Origin of the sequence: Streptomyces sp. NPDC001410 (assembly GCF_042895235.1) — a bacterium.
Classification (GTDB): domain Bacteria; phylum Actinomycetota; class Actinomycetes; order Streptomycetales; family Streptomycetaceae; genus Streptomyces.
Genome location: NZ_JBIAWE010000021.1, coordinates 95,169 through 109,619 on the forward strand (window position 1 = coordinate 95,169; position 14,451 = coordinate 109,619).

Genomic DNA, 14,451 nt, shown 5'->3' on the forward strand with positions numbered 1-14,451 from the left:
CGGCCGAACCGTGCGTGGCGCGGCCCGCGTTGATCGGCAAGGATGCTAAGGATGCTAAGGATGCTGCGGGCGCGGTCGCCGTACCGCGCCGTCCGGCACCTCCCGACCCCACGCAATGGAGCGCACCGATGACCTCTCCGGCCCCCCAGGACCTCGTCGTCACACAGGCCACCCTCGCCGACTGGCCGGTGATCAGTGGGTGGGCGGCGGCAGAGGGGTGGAATCCCGGACTCTCGGACGGTCCGGCCTTCTTCGCCCAGGACCCCGACGGGTTCTTCCTCGGTCGGATCGACGGGGAGCCGGTGTCGGCCATTTCCGTCGTGAACTACGGCTCCGACTACGCCTTCCTCGGCTGCTACCTCGTCCGCCCGGACCTGCGCGGCCATGGCCACGGCCTCGCCACCTGGAAGACCGCCCTGGCCCATGCCGGAAACCGCACCGTCGGCCTGGACGGAGTCGTCGCCCAGCAGGACAACTATCGCCAGTCCGGCTTCGAACTCGCCTACCGCACCACCCGCTTCACCGGCACCGCCCCGCAGAGCCGGATGCCCGAGGGTGTCCGTCCCGCCGGGCCCGCCGACCTGCCCGCCGTCACCGCCTACGACAGCGCCTGCTCCCCGGCCGACCGTCCGCGCTTCCTCGCCGAGTGGCTCACCGGCCCCGGTCACCGCGCGTTCCTCCGCCACGACGGCGACCGCCTCACCGGCTACGGCGTGATCCGGCCCGGCCACGACAGCCTGCGTATCGGCCCGCTCTTCGCCGACACCGCCGACGACGCCCGGGCCCTGTTCGCCGCGCTCACCGCCGAGGCCGCAGGCCACGAGGTCGCCATCGACGTCCCCGAACCGAACACGGCCGGCGTCGCACTGGCCGAGGAGGCCGGCTTCAGCGCCTCGTTCGAGACCGCCCGGATGTACACCGGGCCGGTCCGTGAGCACGCCCGCGAGCGGATCTTCGGTGTCGCCACGCTCGAACTCGGCTGAGGCGGCCGGCGCCGGTCGACAGCTGTGGCCGTGAAGCGCCGGTCAGCGACGGTCCGCGTGGCAGCGGCGGTGCAGGTCCCGTACCTCCTCGACCAGCTCGGGCACCGGCCCCTCGACGGCCACACCGGGGGCCACCTCACGCACGGGCAGCACCCGCACCGGTGCCGCTGGCACGCCCAACTCGGCCAGCCAGGCTGCGAGTTGTTCGGACGAGGCGACGTACACGATGCGGCCCAGCCCGACCCAGGCGTGCGCGGCCGCGCACATCGGGCAGTGCTCGCCCGAGGTGTAGACGGTGGCGGCGGCGCGCTCCGCGGGCGTGAGGTGGGCGGTTGCCCAGCGGGCCAGCTCGAACTCCGGATGCCGGGTGCGGTCCCCGGCGGCCACCCGGTTGCGGTCCTCGGCGAGGACCGTGCCGTCCGCCGCCACGAGCACCGACCCGAAGGGCTCGTCGCCCGCCTCCAGCGCCTCCCGCGCCAGCTCGACGCACCGGCGCAGATGACCCAGCTCGCTGTCCTTCACCATGGGGCACGGACCTCCTCGCAGCATGATCCCCTGCGCCGCAGGCCAAGGGCACCGAGGGTGACACAGCCACCCGGCTCCCGTGCGGCGGCGCACCGCGCCGTACGGCCGGAAGGCGTGCCGGCGCACCGCTGCGACCGTCGCCCCCGCACCGCATGGCCGACGAGCATCGCCCACAGCGTGCCGCCCATGGCGTCGGCCAGCAGCCGGGCGGCGAAGGTGAGCGCGTACGACGACAGGGCTACGAGCGCGTCGCTGACCGCGAACCCCAGCAGCGCGCCGCACAGCACCGGCCGCCGCGACAGCCCGCGCAGCGCCGTCGTACCTGTCCGTGGTGCGCCCGGAGGGTAATTCCGTTGCCCCGCCGGGGCGCTGATGCTGGAGTGATCCCATGGATCACGCCGCGGTGCTAGCCCTGTACGACCGGGACATACGTGAGGGCGCACGCCCCGACGGGCCCGGAGCCCGGATCGAGCGGACCGGTCAGGTCGTCCGCCAGGTCGCGGACGCGCAGGGCTGGAACGGCGTGGTGTGGTCCGCCCTGGACGAGGGGAGCGTGGACCGGGCGATCGGCGAACAGATCGCGTACTTCACCGGCCTCGTCCGCGACTTCGAGTGGAAACTCTACGGCCACGACCGGCCGGTGGACCTCGGCCCCCGGCTCACCGCGGCCGGATTCCTCGCGGAGCCCGAGGAGACGCTCCTGATCGGCGAGGTCGCCCGGCTCGCCCTGGACGCCGAGCCGCCCGAAGGGATCCGCTTCGTCCAGGCCACCGACCCAGCCGGCATCGACCTCGTCGTGGACGTGCACGAGAAGGCCTTCGGCACCGACGGCACCAGGCTGCGGCACCGGCTGCTCGCCCGGCTGGCCGCCGAGCCCGGCACGGTCGTCGCCGTGGTCGCGCTCGCCGGGGACGAGCCGGTCAGCGCCGCCCGCATGGAGCTGGTGCCCGGCACCCGCTTCGCCGGACTGTGGGGCGGCGGGACCGTCGAGGCCTGGCGGGGCCGGGGCATCTACCGTGCCCTGGTCGGCCACCGTGCCCGCGTCGCCGCCGCCCACGGCTACCGCTACCTCCAGGTCGACGCCTCGGCCATGAGCCGCCCGATCCTGGAACGCCTCGGCTTCCACGCAGTGAGCACCACGACCCCTTATTTGTACGGGAGTTGACGCCCCATCAGTGTCGGGCCCGCGCCCGGTCCAGCGCGGCCACTCCCGCGGCCGCGAGGGCGATCTGGATGAACCACTCGATCCAGTCGGGCCCCTTGGTGTCCGCGACCCCGAACCCGGCGGCGATCGCCGAGCCCAGCAGTGCCGCCACGATGCCGACCAGAATGGTCCACAGGATGCCGATGTGCTGCCGCCCGGGCACGACCAGCCGGCCCAGCACGCCGATGACGAGCCCGATGACGATGGCGCTGATGAGGCCTGAGATCTCCATGTCCACCCCTCTTCGTCGCGTTCCCCGCTGACGTTCCATGTGCCCGCTCCGGCGGCGGGCACTCCGCCGCGCTTATTGCCGGGACTTTCTGTTCACCGAGCCGTCATGCCATGTACCTTTCAACCAATCGACGCGTGTAGAACCCTCAAGCGGGTTCTACGCGCGCAGACTTGGCGCCCCCACCGCCTCTCCCCACCCCTCATGGAGGTTCGCCGGATGCTCGGATCGAGGAGATCCCGCCGCAGATTCACCACCGCCCTGGCCGGACTCGGGCTGCTCGTCACGTCCGCAGCCCTGCAGATCGGCACGAGCGCCACCCCCGCCCACGCGGCCACCACGCACCGGATCCTGTTCGACAACGCCCACGCCGAGACGGCCGGCAACGCGGACTGGATCATCTCCACCAGCCAGCCCGACCCGCTCGGCCAGGACTCCACCCCGTCGGCCGAGACGGACTGGACCGGCGCCCTGTCCTCCTGGGGCGTCGACCTGCAGAAGACCGGCAGCTACAGCCTGAAGACGCTGCCCTCGGGCTCCAGCCTCAGCTACGGCGGCTCGTCGACCACCGACCTGTCGAACTTCGACACGCTGGTCCTGCCCGAGCCCAACACGATGTTCACGACCGCCGAGAAGACGGCGATCATGAACTTCGTGAAGAACGGCGGCGGTCTCTTCATGATCTCCGACCACACCGGAGCCGACCGCAACAACGACGGCTACGACGCGGTCGAGATCCTCAACGACCTGATGACGAACAACAGCGTCGACTCCACCGACCCGTTCGGCTTCTCCATCGACTCGCTGAGCATCAGCTCCGACTACCCGTCGGCGATCAGCGACAGCACCGATCCGGTCCTGCACGGCTCCTTCGGCACCGTCACCAAGAGCCTGATCGCCAGCGGCACCACCGCCACGCTCAAGCCCGCCGACAACTCCAGCGTCAAGGGCCTGCTCTACCGCACCGGTTACTCCGGCAACACCGGCGCCTTCTTCGCGACGTCCACCTTCGGCAGCGGCCGCGTCGCCTTCTGGGGCGACAGCTCGCCGATCGACGACGGCACCGGCCAGTCCGGCAACACCCTGTACGACGGCTGGAACGACTCCGGCGCCACCAACGCGGCCCTCGCCCTCAACGCGACCGCCTGGCTGGCCGGTGACGGCACGACCGGCGGAGGCGGTGGCGGTGGTGGGGGTACCTGCACGGCCGCCCAGCTGCTGGCCAACCCCGGCTTCGAGTCCGGCGCCACCTCCTGGACCGCTTCCAGCGGCGTCATCACCAACGACACCGGCGAGGCCGCCCGCACCGGCTCCTACAAGGCCTGGCTGAACGGTTACGGCTCCGCCCACACCGACACCCTCGCGCAGTCGGTGACCATCCCTGCCGGGTGCACGAGCGCCACCCTGAGTTTCTACCTCCACGTCGACACCGCCGAGACGACCACCTCGACGGCCTACGACACCCTGAAGGCGCAGGTCCTGGGCAGCAGCGGCACGGTGCTGTCGACTCTCGCGACCTACTCGAACCTGAACGCGGCGAGTGGCTACACCCAGCGCAGCTTCAACCTCGCGAGCTACGCGGGCCAGACGGTGACGATCAGGTTCACCGGCACCGAGGGCTCCACCCTCCAGACGTCGTTCGTCGTGGACGACACCGCGCTCAACGTCAGCTGAACCGTGCGGGGGTGGGCCACCGGGCCCACCCCCGGCACGTCAGGCGGCCGGGACCGTCTGCTCCGGCGTGTTCCAGCCGGAGACCCGCACGCCCGGCGCCGAGCCGTGCAGGTCGGCGGTCCGGTAGGTGGCCGTCAGCGTCACCGACTCGCCCGGCCACAGGCCGACCTCGTTGTCCGACCACCGCACCGGCAGCACCGGTTTGCCCTGGGCGTCGACCAGGTGGACGTCCGTGAACAGCGACGGGGTACGGCCGCTGCCCGTGTTGCGCAGGGTCACCGTCGTGGTCGACGTACCGCCGGACGACTCGGTCGAAGCCGTGGCCGACACCGGTGCCTGCGCCATCGAGGCAAGCCCCTTGAGATCGGCGTAGCCGGTCGTCGGCGTGTGGTACCAGTCGGTCTTCGCCCAGTCGAGCTTGTCGGCCTTGGTGGAGAGCCAGTACACGTTCCGGCTCACCTCCTTGCCGTCCGCGCCGGTCAGGGTCAGCCGCAGCAGGTAGGTGGACGACAGGCCGCTCACCGACGCGGGCAGGGTGAGCGCGGTGCCGTGCGCACCGTCGCCGTTCACCGTCACCCCGGTCACGGTCTTGTCGTACTTCTGTGTGCCGTCGGGGTTGAACAGCGTGGCCCGCGCGGTGAGTCCGCCGGCCGCGGCGTGCCGGTTGTTCACCACGACGACCGAGCGGTCGTCGTAGGAGTACTGGACGTGCAGCGGCTCGTTCGCCTTCTTGGCGCCGAAGTAGGCACCGCCCTGGTCCAGGTAACGGTCCATCAGCTGCCAGTGCAGCGAGGTCCAGCCGCTGTTGAACATCCAGTAGATCATTCCGGTGGAGGGCTTGCTCGCGTCCGTCGCGTTGCGTGCGTAGGCCTCGTACTGGGCGCGGACGTTCTCGTACTGGGCGAGCTGCGCCTTGCGCACATAGTCGGTGAGGCCGGTCGGGGCGCCGTAGCGGCCGGTGAGGGCGGCATCGTAGATCTTGAGCGTGCCGAACACGGGCGAGGGCGAGCGGTGGTACTGCCTGGTGCCCGGGTTCTTCCAGAGCGTGTCCAGCTCGGCGGGTGTCATCATCCGGCGCAGGGTGTCGAGCGTGGGGATGTCGGGGCCCGCGCTGGTCTCGGAGTTGAAGCCGGTGGCCCCGCCCTCGCGCTTGGCGTACCAGTAGTTCGGCGGGATCCAGTCGTAGGGCCCGGTCATCTTCATGCCCGAACTGCCCAGCTGGGGCGAGGACCTGTCGGAGGCCGAGGAGACCACCGGGTTCGGCCAGTCGGCTGCCTTCAGGGCGTCCAGGTAGTTCTTCTCGATGGTCGCGTCGGGCGCGTAGTCGCTGCCGATCAGGAACGAGATCACGCTCGGGTGGTCGCGCAGCCGGGCGGCCTCGGCGGCCATGGAGGCCTTGGCGATCGGGTAGTCGGCGGTGGTCCACTCGTCGCCGGACTCGCCGTTGCCGTTGACCTGGCCCTCCCACTTGTCGCAGCACTCCCATCCCGGCAGCGTGAGCACGCCGTACCGGTCGGCGAGGTCGAAGAACTCGTCCGGCTCGATGTGGCCTTCCAGGCGGATGGTGTTCAGCCCGAGGTCGACGGCGTACTTCAGCCGGTCCTCCACATAGGTGGAGTCCCAGCGCAGGAACTCGTCCGGCGACCAGCCGCCGCCCTTGATCAGCAGCTTGCGGCCGTTGATCCGGTACTGGCGGGCGCCGTCGGAGTTCAGGGGCGCCTGCACGTCGCGGATGCCGAAGCTCTTGTGGGCGGTGTCCGAGGCCGTGCCGGACACGGACGCGGTGAGGTCCAGGTCGTACAGCGACTGCCCGCCCATGCCGGCCGGCCACCACACCTTCGGGGAGGTGAGGTGGAGTCCGGGGACGTCGGCGGGGGAGAAGGTGACGGTCTTCGTCTCGTGCGCGGCGAGCGGCACGGACCTGGTGAAGGCCGCCCCGGCGACGGTGCCGGAGATCTCGGCCGTGACCGCCGTCGCGGAGTCGTTGCGGGCCTGCGCCTTGACGGTCAGGTCGGCGGTGGCGAGCGACGGCACGGCGAGCTTGGTCACCACGTGTGCGTCGCGCAGCGCGACCGGGCCGCCCCGGCGGACCAGGACGTCACGGACGATGCCCATGTTCCGGTCGGGCGGCGGCTGGAGCCAGTCGATCCAGCCCATGGTGAGGTTCTTGTTGGGCTCGTTGGGCCGGATGCGGAAGGCGACTGTGTTCGTGCCGGACTTCACCAGCGAGGAGATGTCCAGCTCGTGGTGGGTGTAGGCGCCGGTGACATCGGCGGCCCGGGCCACCTGACGGCCGTTCACATAGACGTCCGCCGCTGAGATCACGCCGCTGAAGTCGAGGTGGGTGCGCTCGGTGGTGTCGGCGACCGTGAAGTCGGCCCGGTACCACCACGGGACCTGGAAGTCGGCCCGGGGGATCTTGTCCTGGTTGGTGGAGTGGAACGGGTCCGCGTACCGGCCGTTCGCGAGCAGCGCCGCGAGGACCGTCGAGCGCGGGCCCGCCGGATACCAGTCGGCCGCCGGGTAGCCGGGGGAGGAGACGGCCTCCGCCGAGTCGTCGACCTTCGCCGTCGACTGGATCGCGAAGGCGGACAGCGGGGTGCTGCTTCCGGCTGCGGAGGGGACGTGGGTGACCCGGGCGTGCCGGTGTGCCGGGGCTGGATGCCGGGACCCGGCCCAGGCACTGGTGGACAGCGAGCAGAGCAGACCCAGGGCCACGGTGGCCGTGGCGAGGCGGCGTCTGGGGGCGGGGCGAGGGAACACGGCGGTCTCCAGGCTTGTAAAGTTAGGAAACTTTACTAACCTGCCTCAAGCTAGGGCGCAGGGTGTGTGGTGTCAATCACCGTCAATCACCGTGGCCGCGGCGGCAGATGCTCAGGGCGCGGCCGTCCTGTGCTCGAACACCATCTCCCGTGCCGTGCCCAGAGCCGTCGCCACCGCGCCCAACAGGACCGCGTCCTCACCCAGTCGGCTGGGTGCGAGCTTCGGCCGCAGCGGAGTCAGTGTGCGCAGATGCTCCCGTACCGGTCGCAGCAGCAGGTCCACGCTGTGGCCCACGCCGCCGCCGAGCACGACGAGGTCCGGGTCGAGCACCGCGGCCGCGGCCGCCACGGTGTGCGCTATCCGCTCGCCCTCCAGCTCCACCGCCTGCACCGCGGCCGTGTTGCCCTGCCGGGCCGCGTCGAACACGGCCTTCGCCGTGAGCTGCCCGCGCATCCCGAAGTGCCGCGCCGCCTCCACGACGGCCACCCCCGACACCGCGTCCTCCAGTCGCTCCGGCTTCTGCCGGCCGGGCCACGGCAGGAACCCGATCTCCCCGGCCAGCCCGTGCGCCCCCGTGAACAGCCGTCCCTCGCTGACGACTCCCATCCCGAGACCGGTGCCGATCAGGATGTACGCGAACAACCGGCTGCCCGCGCCGACCCCGTAGGTGTACTCGCCGAGGGCGGCCAGGTTGGCGTCGTTGTGCACCTCGAGCGGTATGCCCAGCTCCCCGCGCAGACGGTCGAGCAGCCCCGCGCGGCCCCAGCCGGGCAGATGCATCGCGTACCGCACCCGCCGCTGCTTCTCGTCGTAGACCCCGGGCGTGCCCACCACGCCGTGCACCACCTCCGCCGGGTCCACCCCGGAGTTGGCGACGACCTGGCGGGCGGTGCCCACGACCAGGTCGGCGAGGGCGTCCGCGCCGCGGGCGGGGTTGCGCACATCGGACCGGGCGACCACCGTGCCGTCCAGGTCGGCCAGCGCGACCCGCAGCCAGCTGCGGCCTATGTCGACGCCGAGCGCGTAACCGGCGGCCGGGTCGGGTGCGTACAGCACGGCGACGCGCCCGCGCTCGGGGGCATGGGTGCCGACCTCGTGCACGAGTCCTGCCGCCTCCAGCGAGGCGAGCGCGCTGGAGACCGTCGGCTTGGACAGGCCGGTCTCCCGGGCCAGCTGGGCACGCGAGGCGGCGCCGACATGGCGCAGCCGGTCGAGGAGCAGCCGCTCGTTGGCGCTGCGCAGCCGTCGACGGCTCCAGGGCTGTTCGTGCTGCTCTACGGCGTCGCTGGCGGCCATCGCACCATTCTCACGTATTACTGACGCATGCTTGACGTATCTAGTAAGGCTCCTTAACTTTATCGGCCATCCCGTCTCCTCCGGCAGACCCCTCTCCGTGCCTCGCGTCAGGAGCCCCCATGTCCGGTAGCCCGCCACCCTCGGGTGGCTTCGTCCGCCGTGTCGGCCTGTTCCAGGCCACGGCCATCAACATGAGCCAGATGTGCGGCATCGGCCCGTTCGTGACGATCCCGCTGATGGTCGCCGCGTTCGGCGGCCCCCAGGCGGTCATCGGATTCGTCGCGGGCGCCGTGCTGGCCCTCTGCGACGGGCTGGTGTGGGCCGAGCTGGGCGCCGCCATGCCCGGCTCCGGCGGCAGTTACGTCTACCTCCGTCAGGCCTTCCAGTACCGCACCGGCCGACTGATGCCGTTCCTGTTCGTGTGGACGGCGATGCTCTTCATCCCGCTGATCATGTCCACCGGCGTGGTCGGCTTCGTCCAGTACCTGGGCTACCTCGCCCCCGACCTCGGCCGGACCTCGGGCGACCTGATCGGCCTCGGCGTCATCGCCCTCGTCGTACTGCTGCTCTGGCGCGGCATCGAGCACATCGCCCGCATCACCGCCGTGATGTGGACCGTGATGATCGCCTCGGTCCTCCTGGTGATCGTCGCCGCGGCCACGGACTTCAGCCCGCACCGGGCCTTCACCTACCCGGCGCACGCCTTCGACCTCACCTCGAACCACTTCTGGCTCGGCTTCGCCGCGGGCCTGACCATCGGCATCTACGACTACCTCGGCTACAACACCACCGCCTACATGGGCGCCGAGATCAAGGACCCCGGCCGCATCCTGCCGCGCTCCATCCTCTTCTCGATCCTCGGCATCATGGCGATCTACCTGCTCCTGCAGATCGGCACGCTCGGCGTCCTCGACTGGCAGCGCATGACCGACCCGAAGGACATCGCCTCCACCTCCGTGGCCTCCGCGGTACTGGAGGAGACCTGGGGCAAGGGCGCCGCCGACACGGTGACCGTCCTCATCCTGATCACGGCCTTCGCCTCGGTCTTCACCGGCCTGCTCGGCGGCTCCCGCGTCCCCTACGACGCGGCCCGCGACCGGGTCTTCTTCCGCCCCTACGAGAAGCTGCACCCCAAGCACCGCTTCCCGATGCTGGGCCTTGCGACCATGGGCGTGATCACCGCCGTCGGCTTCCTGATCGGCCGCCACACCGACCTCGCCACGCTCATCCAACTGCTCACCACAGTGATGGTGATCGTCCAGGCACTGGCCCAGATCATCGGCCTCTCCGTCCTGCGCAAGCGGCAGCCGACCCTGCGCCGCCCGTACCGCATGTGGCTCTACCCGCTCCCCAGCGTCATCGCCTTCGCCGGCTGGTGCGTGATCTACGCCTACGCCGACAAGAACTCCCCGGGCCGTCATCCCATCGAGTGGTCGCTGGCCTGGCTGGTCCTCGGCTGCGTCGCCTTCCTGATCTGGGCACGGCTGGAGAAGGTGTGGCCGTTCGGGGAGCGGGAGATCAGCGAGGAGTACCTGGCCGCCGCACCGGTGCCGGACGGTCAGCCGGCGGGGGCCTGACTCCAACAGCCGTGCGCCGCACCGACGTCACCACCATGAGGTGCGGGCAGACGGAAGCCGGTCCGCCCGGGCGGACCGGCCCCGTCTTCCTTTTGTGGCCTTCACTTCCTTCGACGTGGTCCTCCCTTCCTCGTGTCTTGTCCTTATGGCTTGGGGACGCTCTTCGCAGCCGTACCGGCACACATCAGGCCGAGAACGAAGGCCAGGGCGCCGATGATGATGTTGTTGAGGATCACGCCGGTGTCCGGGCTGCTGCCCACGATCCACGGCGCGATGATCATCCAGACACCCAAGGCGCACATGGCCCAGCTGAGGCCGTACATCCGCTCGGGGGCCGTGGTGAACCCCAGGGCCAGCAGGCCTATGGCGATGCCCACGATCAGGTTGTGGGTGGCGAGCGCCGGCTGGCTTGTCGTGTAGTGAAGGATCCACGGAGATGCCGCGCAGTACAGACCGAGCAGGAACACCGGCCCGTCCACCAGCGCCACATCACGACCGCCGAGCATGCGGGCGTACCGGGCCCGCATTTCGGAGATATCGGGGTGGGTTGTCATGTCACCCCTGTGCGAGACGTTGGCCATGACTCGTCTCCTTCTTGACTTGCGGGCCCGACCGCCTCTGGTGCGGTGTGCGGTAAGCGCCGCGTACCTAGTTTCCTCTTATTCGCCCTTTATGTGTAGAGGTTGGTGCGCAGCTTTGGCCGTGCGGTCCGGGGCGAAGGAGAGCCCCCGAAGAGCGCCGACTCTCTCCGGGGGCCGACCGAGTGGAGTGGCGCCTCAGCGGCGATCTCCTGCACACCGCACCGTTTACGCATCGAAAACTCCGGCGTCCGCTCCGACCCGGACCGGCCCGAGCAGACGCCGTAGCCGGTCCAGGCCGCGCCGGGCGTGGCTCTTCACGGTGCCGAGGGGCCACCCCGTGCGCGCGGCGATCTGGGTCTGCGTGAGGTCCTCGTAGAAGGCCAGGCGCAGGACCTCCCGCTGTGGCGCGGGCAGTTGGGCCAGTGCATGCCGGACGAGGAGGCGGTCCAGCGCCGCCTCGGGGCCCGGCTCGGCAGTGCCGGTGAGTGCGAGGGCCGAGCCCGCGGCCGCGACCAGCGACGCCCGCCGGGTCCGCGCGGACAGGGCGTCGGCGATCCTGCGCCGGGTGATGCAGACGATCCAGCCGGCCGCCGGACCGTGCTCGGGCCGGTATCCGTGCCGCCCCCGCCACACCCCGAGGAACACCTGCTGGGCTACGTCCTCCGCCTCCCAGGCATCGCCCAGCGAACTCCGCGCCAGGCCGTACACGAGGGCGGACCAGCGTCGGTGGATCGCGGCCAGGCAGGCGTCGTCGCCCGTCGGCAGGCTCCGGGCCGGTTCCTCGTCGCTGCGGCGCTCCTCGACGTGGTGCTGCATGATCACGGCTCCTCGGGCGAGACGGTGCCGTCATCCTCGGAGCGCGGGATCCATGGCCTCAACCCGCATCGATTCTGCATCGTATAGTCGCGGTGTGGACGGAAAGTACGTCGGTGCCGGCCCGTCCGCCCCGGACGCAGCGGCGGCCGAGGCGGTGCTGACCACAGGTGCCCTCGCCCGCCGGCTCGGAGTCTCACCCACCACCCTGCGCTCCTGGGAACGCCGCTACGGCATCGGCCCCGCCGAGCGCGTGGCGGGCCGGCACCGGCGCTGGTCGCCCCGGGACGTCGCCGTGCTGGAGGCGATGTGCCGGCTGACCTCGGCCGGTGTGCCCCCTGCCGAGGCGGCCCGGGCCGCGCGGGACGAGGCCTCCGCGGGCGGGCCCCGGCCCCCCGCCGCCCAGGACGAGGAGACCACCGGCGGACCTGCGACCGCGCGCTCCCTCACGGCCGCCGCGCCGCCCTTGGGCGAGGTGCGCCAGGAGCGCCGTGGCCTGGCCCGCGCGGCGGTACGGCTGGACGCGCCGACCGTGGAGGAGCGGCTGGCCGCCGCCGTGGCCGGGTTCGGCCTCATCCACGCCTGGCAGGAGGTCATGGTGCCCACCCTGCATGCCGTGGGCCGCAAGTGGGCCACGTCCGGAGACCGCTATGTGGAGGTGGAGCACCTGCTGTCCTGGCACGTCTCCACCACCCTGCGCCGGCACACCCGGCCGCCCGTAGCGTCCGCCGGTCCCACGCCGGCGGGCCCGGTCCTGCTGGCCTGCGTGCCCGGCGAACAGCACACCCTGCCCCTGGAGGCGCTCAACGCCGGACTGAGCCAACTCGGCATCGCCACAAGGATGTTCGGCGCCGCCGTCCCCGCGGAGGCGCTCGCGGCTGCGGTACGGCGCCTGGGCCCGGCCGCCGTGGTGCTGTGGGCGCAGGCCCGCTCCACGGCAAGCCTGCCGCTGGCGCAGCACATCGCGGCCACGGAGTGGGGGGTGAAGGGGGCCAGGTCGCGGCCGCTGGTCCTGCTCGGCGGCCCCGGCTGGGCGGGCCGGCCCAGCCGCGGCATGCTCCGCCCGACGAGCCTGCCCCAAGCTCTTGACGCGCTGGCGGTGGCCTGCGGCCGACCGGGCCGGGAACGGTAGAACGCTGGCAGGGAACGGTAGAACGCTCCGCAGAGCGGACGGACCGTCCTCAGTCACGTCCGCGAGCCCGCTTGAAGCGGGCCAGCCCGTCGGCCAGTTCGATGATCGGGTCCGGATACGCACCGGCGGCCGCCCGCTCCGGGCCCCGGAGCTTCCACGGCTCGTGCACCGTGCGCCCCTCGACGCCCCTCAGCTCCTCCACCCAACGGCGGACGTACGTACCGTGCGGGTCGTACCGCTTGCCCTGCATGACCGGATTGAGGACGCGGTGGGGGCGGGTGTCCGTGCCCGTCCCGGCCACCCACTGCCAGTTCAGCTGGTTGTTGGCCACGTCGCCGTCGACCAGCAGCTCCAGGAAGTACCGGGCGCCCACCCGCCAGTCGACGTACAGCGTCTTGGTGAGGAAGCTCGCCGTCAGCAGACGGCCGCGGTTGTGCATCCAGCCCTCGTGCCGCAGCTGGCGCATCGCCGCGTCGACCACCGGATATCCGGTACGGCCCTCCCGCCAGGCCTCGACGTCCTCCCGCGCGGTCTCCAGCGTCCGCCAACGGTCGTGCCGCGTACGGTAGTCGGCGCCGGCCGCGGCGGGCCGTGCCGCCAGCACCTGGCGGTGGAAGTCGCGCCACGCGAGCTGCCGCACGAACGCCTCCGCACCCGGGCCGCCCAGCCCGCGCACCCGGTGGACCAGCTCGACGGGGGACAGGGTGCCGAAGTGCAGGTGCGGGGAGAGACGGGAGGTCGCGTCGCCGGCCAGGTCGTCGTGCCGGTCCGCGTAGCCGGCGATGTCGGTCCGCAGCCAGGAGGCGAGGCGCTTGCGGGCCTCCTGCTCCCCGCCCGCGGCCAGTCCCCGTGACACACCCGGCAGCGCGGCACGGGACGGCAGCCCCTCCGACGCGATGCCCTCCGGTACCCGGACCGAGCGGGGCGCGCCGAGGACGCCCCGCAGCCCCTGCGCCGACCACCTGCGGAAGTACGGCGTGAACACGGCGAAGTGGTCCGAGGCGGCCGGGGTCACCGTGCCGGGGGCCACCGCACAGGTCACCGTGTCGTGGACGTGCAGCCGCCGGCCGTCCGCCTCCAGAGCCCGCCGCAGCCGCTGCTCCCGGGCCTGCGCGTAGGCGCTGACGTCGGCCGCCAGGTGCACCTCGTCGGCCTCGGCCTCCGCCGCCACCCTGCACACCTGCGTGACGACGTCACCGGAGCGCACCACGAGCCGGCCGCCGCGCTCGCGCAGCCCGGCGTCCAGATCCCCCAGACAGTCCGCGAGGAACGCCAGCCGGTTGGACGCAGCGAACCCCGTCTCCGTCACGCCCCGGTCATGGACGAACAGCGGGACGACCTCACGGGCGCCGTCCAGCGCGGCGCGCAGGGGCGGATGGTCGTGCAGGCGCAGATCGGCGGTGAACAGGACGACCGAGACGTACATGGTGCGGCTCCGGAACACGGGGGTGCGGTCACTTGGAGATTCCGGCCTGGGGCGGCCGACGGATGCACCCTCGTGAAATTCAATGTTTCGCGATACGAGACCGGTCGGGATTACCTTGACGGCTTTCGCGGGCGGCTGCCACGATCGGCGGCATGACGATGCGACTGGACCTCACGCGGCGACGCCACGTCGATCTCGCGCGTGTCACCAGCGCCTCCTGTCGCAACGCGGCCTGATCGCCCGACTTT

Annotated in this window: 14 protein-coding genes; 6 read left to right on the forward strand and 8 right to left on the reverse strand. The window is 71.6% G+C overall.

Annotation, left to right across the window (positions count from 1 at the left end):
• Window positions 1–128: 128 nt before the first annotated feature.
• Window positions 129–983: a GNAT family N-acetyltransferase gene (locus ACFY3C_RS36790; RefSeq protein WP_386578566.1), complete on the forward strand. Its 855-nt coding sequence runs from the start codon at window positions 129–131 to the stop codon at window positions 981–983.
• Window positions 984–1,025: 42 nt separating this feature from the next.
• On the opposite strand, the gene ACFY3C_RS36795 is transcribed toward ACFY3C_RS36790, so the two are convergent.
• Together ACFY3C_RS36795 and ACFY3C_RS36800 are read right to left on the reverse strand one after the other, a co-directional pair.
• Entirely contained in the window at window positions 1,026–1,508 is a 483-nt protein-coding gene (locus ACFY3C_RS36795; RefSeq protein WP_390773924.1) for a nucleoside deaminase, read from the reverse strand.
• Complete coding sequence (locus tag ACFY3C_RS36800; protein ID WP_390773925.1) at window positions 1,502–1,795, reverse strand: hypothetical protein; 294 nt, start codon at window positions 1,793–1,795, stop codon at window positions 1,502–1,504. The genes ACFY3C_RS36795 and ACFY3C_RS36800 overlap by 7 nt, the downstream gene beginning before the upstream one ends.
• Window positions 1,796–1,896: 101 nt before the next feature.
• On the opposite strand from ACFY3C_RS36800, the gene ACFY3C_RS36805 reads away from it, so the two are divergent.
• On the forward strand, window positions 1,897–2,673 hold the full coding sequence (locus tag ACFY3C_RS36805; RefSeq protein WP_390773926.1) for a GNAT family N-acetyltransferase: 777 nt from the start codon (window positions 1,897–1,899) through the stop codon (window positions 2,671–2,673).
• A 7-nt stretch (window positions 2,674–2,680) separates the two neighbouring features.
• Here the strand turns inward: ACFY3C_RS36805 and ACFY3C_RS36810 are convergent, their stop codons facing one another.
• Window positions 2,681–2,944: a GlsB/YeaQ/YmgE family stress response membrane protein gene (locus ACFY3C_RS36810; RefSeq protein ID WP_390773927.1), complete on the reverse strand. Its 264-nt coding sequence runs from the start codon at window positions 2,942–2,944 to the stop codon at window positions 2,681–2,683.
• A 216-nt stretch (window positions 2,945–3,160) separates the two neighbouring features.
• Here ACFY3C_RS36810 and ACFY3C_RS36815 point away from each other — a divergent pair, with 216 nt between their 5' ends.
• Entirely contained in the window at window positions 3,161–4,615 is a 1,455-nt protein-coding gene (locus ACFY3C_RS36815) for a hydrolase (RefSeq protein ID WP_386578570.1), read from the forward strand.
• A gap of 39 nt (window positions 4,616–4,654) precedes the next feature.
• Here ACFY3C_RS36815 and ACFY3C_RS36820 read toward each other — a convergent pair whose 3' ends face one another.
• Together ACFY3C_RS36820 and ACFY3C_RS36825 are read right to left on the reverse strand one after the other, a co-directional pair.
• Entirely contained in the window at window positions 4,655–7,378 is a 2,724-nt protein-coding gene (locus ACFY3C_RS36820) for an exo-beta-D-glucosaminidase (RefSeq protein WP_390773928.1), read from the reverse strand.
• Window positions 7,379–7,489: 111 nt separating this feature from the next.
• A complete protein-coding gene (locus tag ACFY3C_RS36825; protein ID WP_386578572.1) occupies window positions 7,490–8,674 on the reverse strand; it encodes an ROK family protein in 1,185 nt (394 codons plus the stop codon).
• A 119-nt stretch (window positions 8,675–8,793) separates the two neighbouring features.
• On the opposite strand from ACFY3C_RS36825, the gene ACFY3C_RS36830 reads away from it, so the two are divergent.
• Window positions 8,794–10,251, forward strand: a complete 1,458-nt coding sequence (locus ACFY3C_RS36830; protein ID WP_390773929.1) for an APC family permease — start codon at window positions 8,794–8,796, stop codon at window positions 10,249–10,251.
• 143 nt (window positions 10,252–10,394) lie between these two features.
• Here ACFY3C_RS36830 and ACFY3C_RS36835 read toward each other — a convergent pair whose 3' ends face one another.
• Both ACFY3C_RS36835 and ACFY3C_RS36840 read right to left on the reverse strand, forming a co-directional pair.
• Window positions 10,395–10,832 carry an SPW repeat protein gene (locus ACFY3C_RS36835; protein WP_390773930.1) on the reverse strand — a complete coding sequence of 146 codons (438 nt, stop codon included), beginning with the start codon at window positions 10,830–10,832 and terminating at the stop codon, window positions 10,395–10,397.
• Window positions 10,833–11,057: 225 nt separating this feature from the next.
• Window positions 11,058–11,648, reverse strand: a complete 591-nt coding sequence (locus ACFY3C_RS36840; protein ID WP_390773931.1) for a sigma-70 family RNA polymerase sigma factor — start codon at window positions 11,646–11,648, stop codon at window positions 11,058–11,060.
• Window positions 11,649–11,742: 94 nt separating this feature from the next.
• Between ACFY3C_RS36840 and ACFY3C_RS36845 the strand changes: the two genes are divergently transcribed.
• Window positions 11,743–12,777: a MerR family transcriptional regulator gene (locus ACFY3C_RS36845; protein WP_390773932.1), complete on the forward strand. Its 1,035-nt coding sequence runs from the start codon at window positions 11,743–11,745 to the stop codon at window positions 12,775–12,777.
• 49 nt (window positions 12,778–12,826) lie between these two features.
• Here the strand turns inward: ACFY3C_RS36845 and ACFY3C_RS36850 are convergent, their stop codons facing one another.
• On the reverse strand, window positions 12,827–14,203 hold the full coding sequence (locus tag ACFY3C_RS36850; protein ID WP_390773933.1) for a cryptochrome/photolyase family protein: 1,377 nt from the start codon (window positions 14,201–14,203) through the stop codon (window positions 12,827–12,829).
• Window positions 14,204–14,361: 158 nt separating this feature from the next.
• Here ACFY3C_RS36850 and ACFY3C_RS36855 point away from each other — a divergent pair, with 158 nt between their 5' ends.
• Window positions 14,362–14,439: a putative leader peptide gene (locus tag ACFY3C_RS36855; protein WP_386578665.1), complete on the forward strand. Its 78-nt coding sequence runs from the start codon at window positions 14,362–14,364 to the stop codon at window positions 14,437–14,439.
• The last annotated feature ends 12 nt before the right edge of the window (window positions 14,440–14,451 follow it).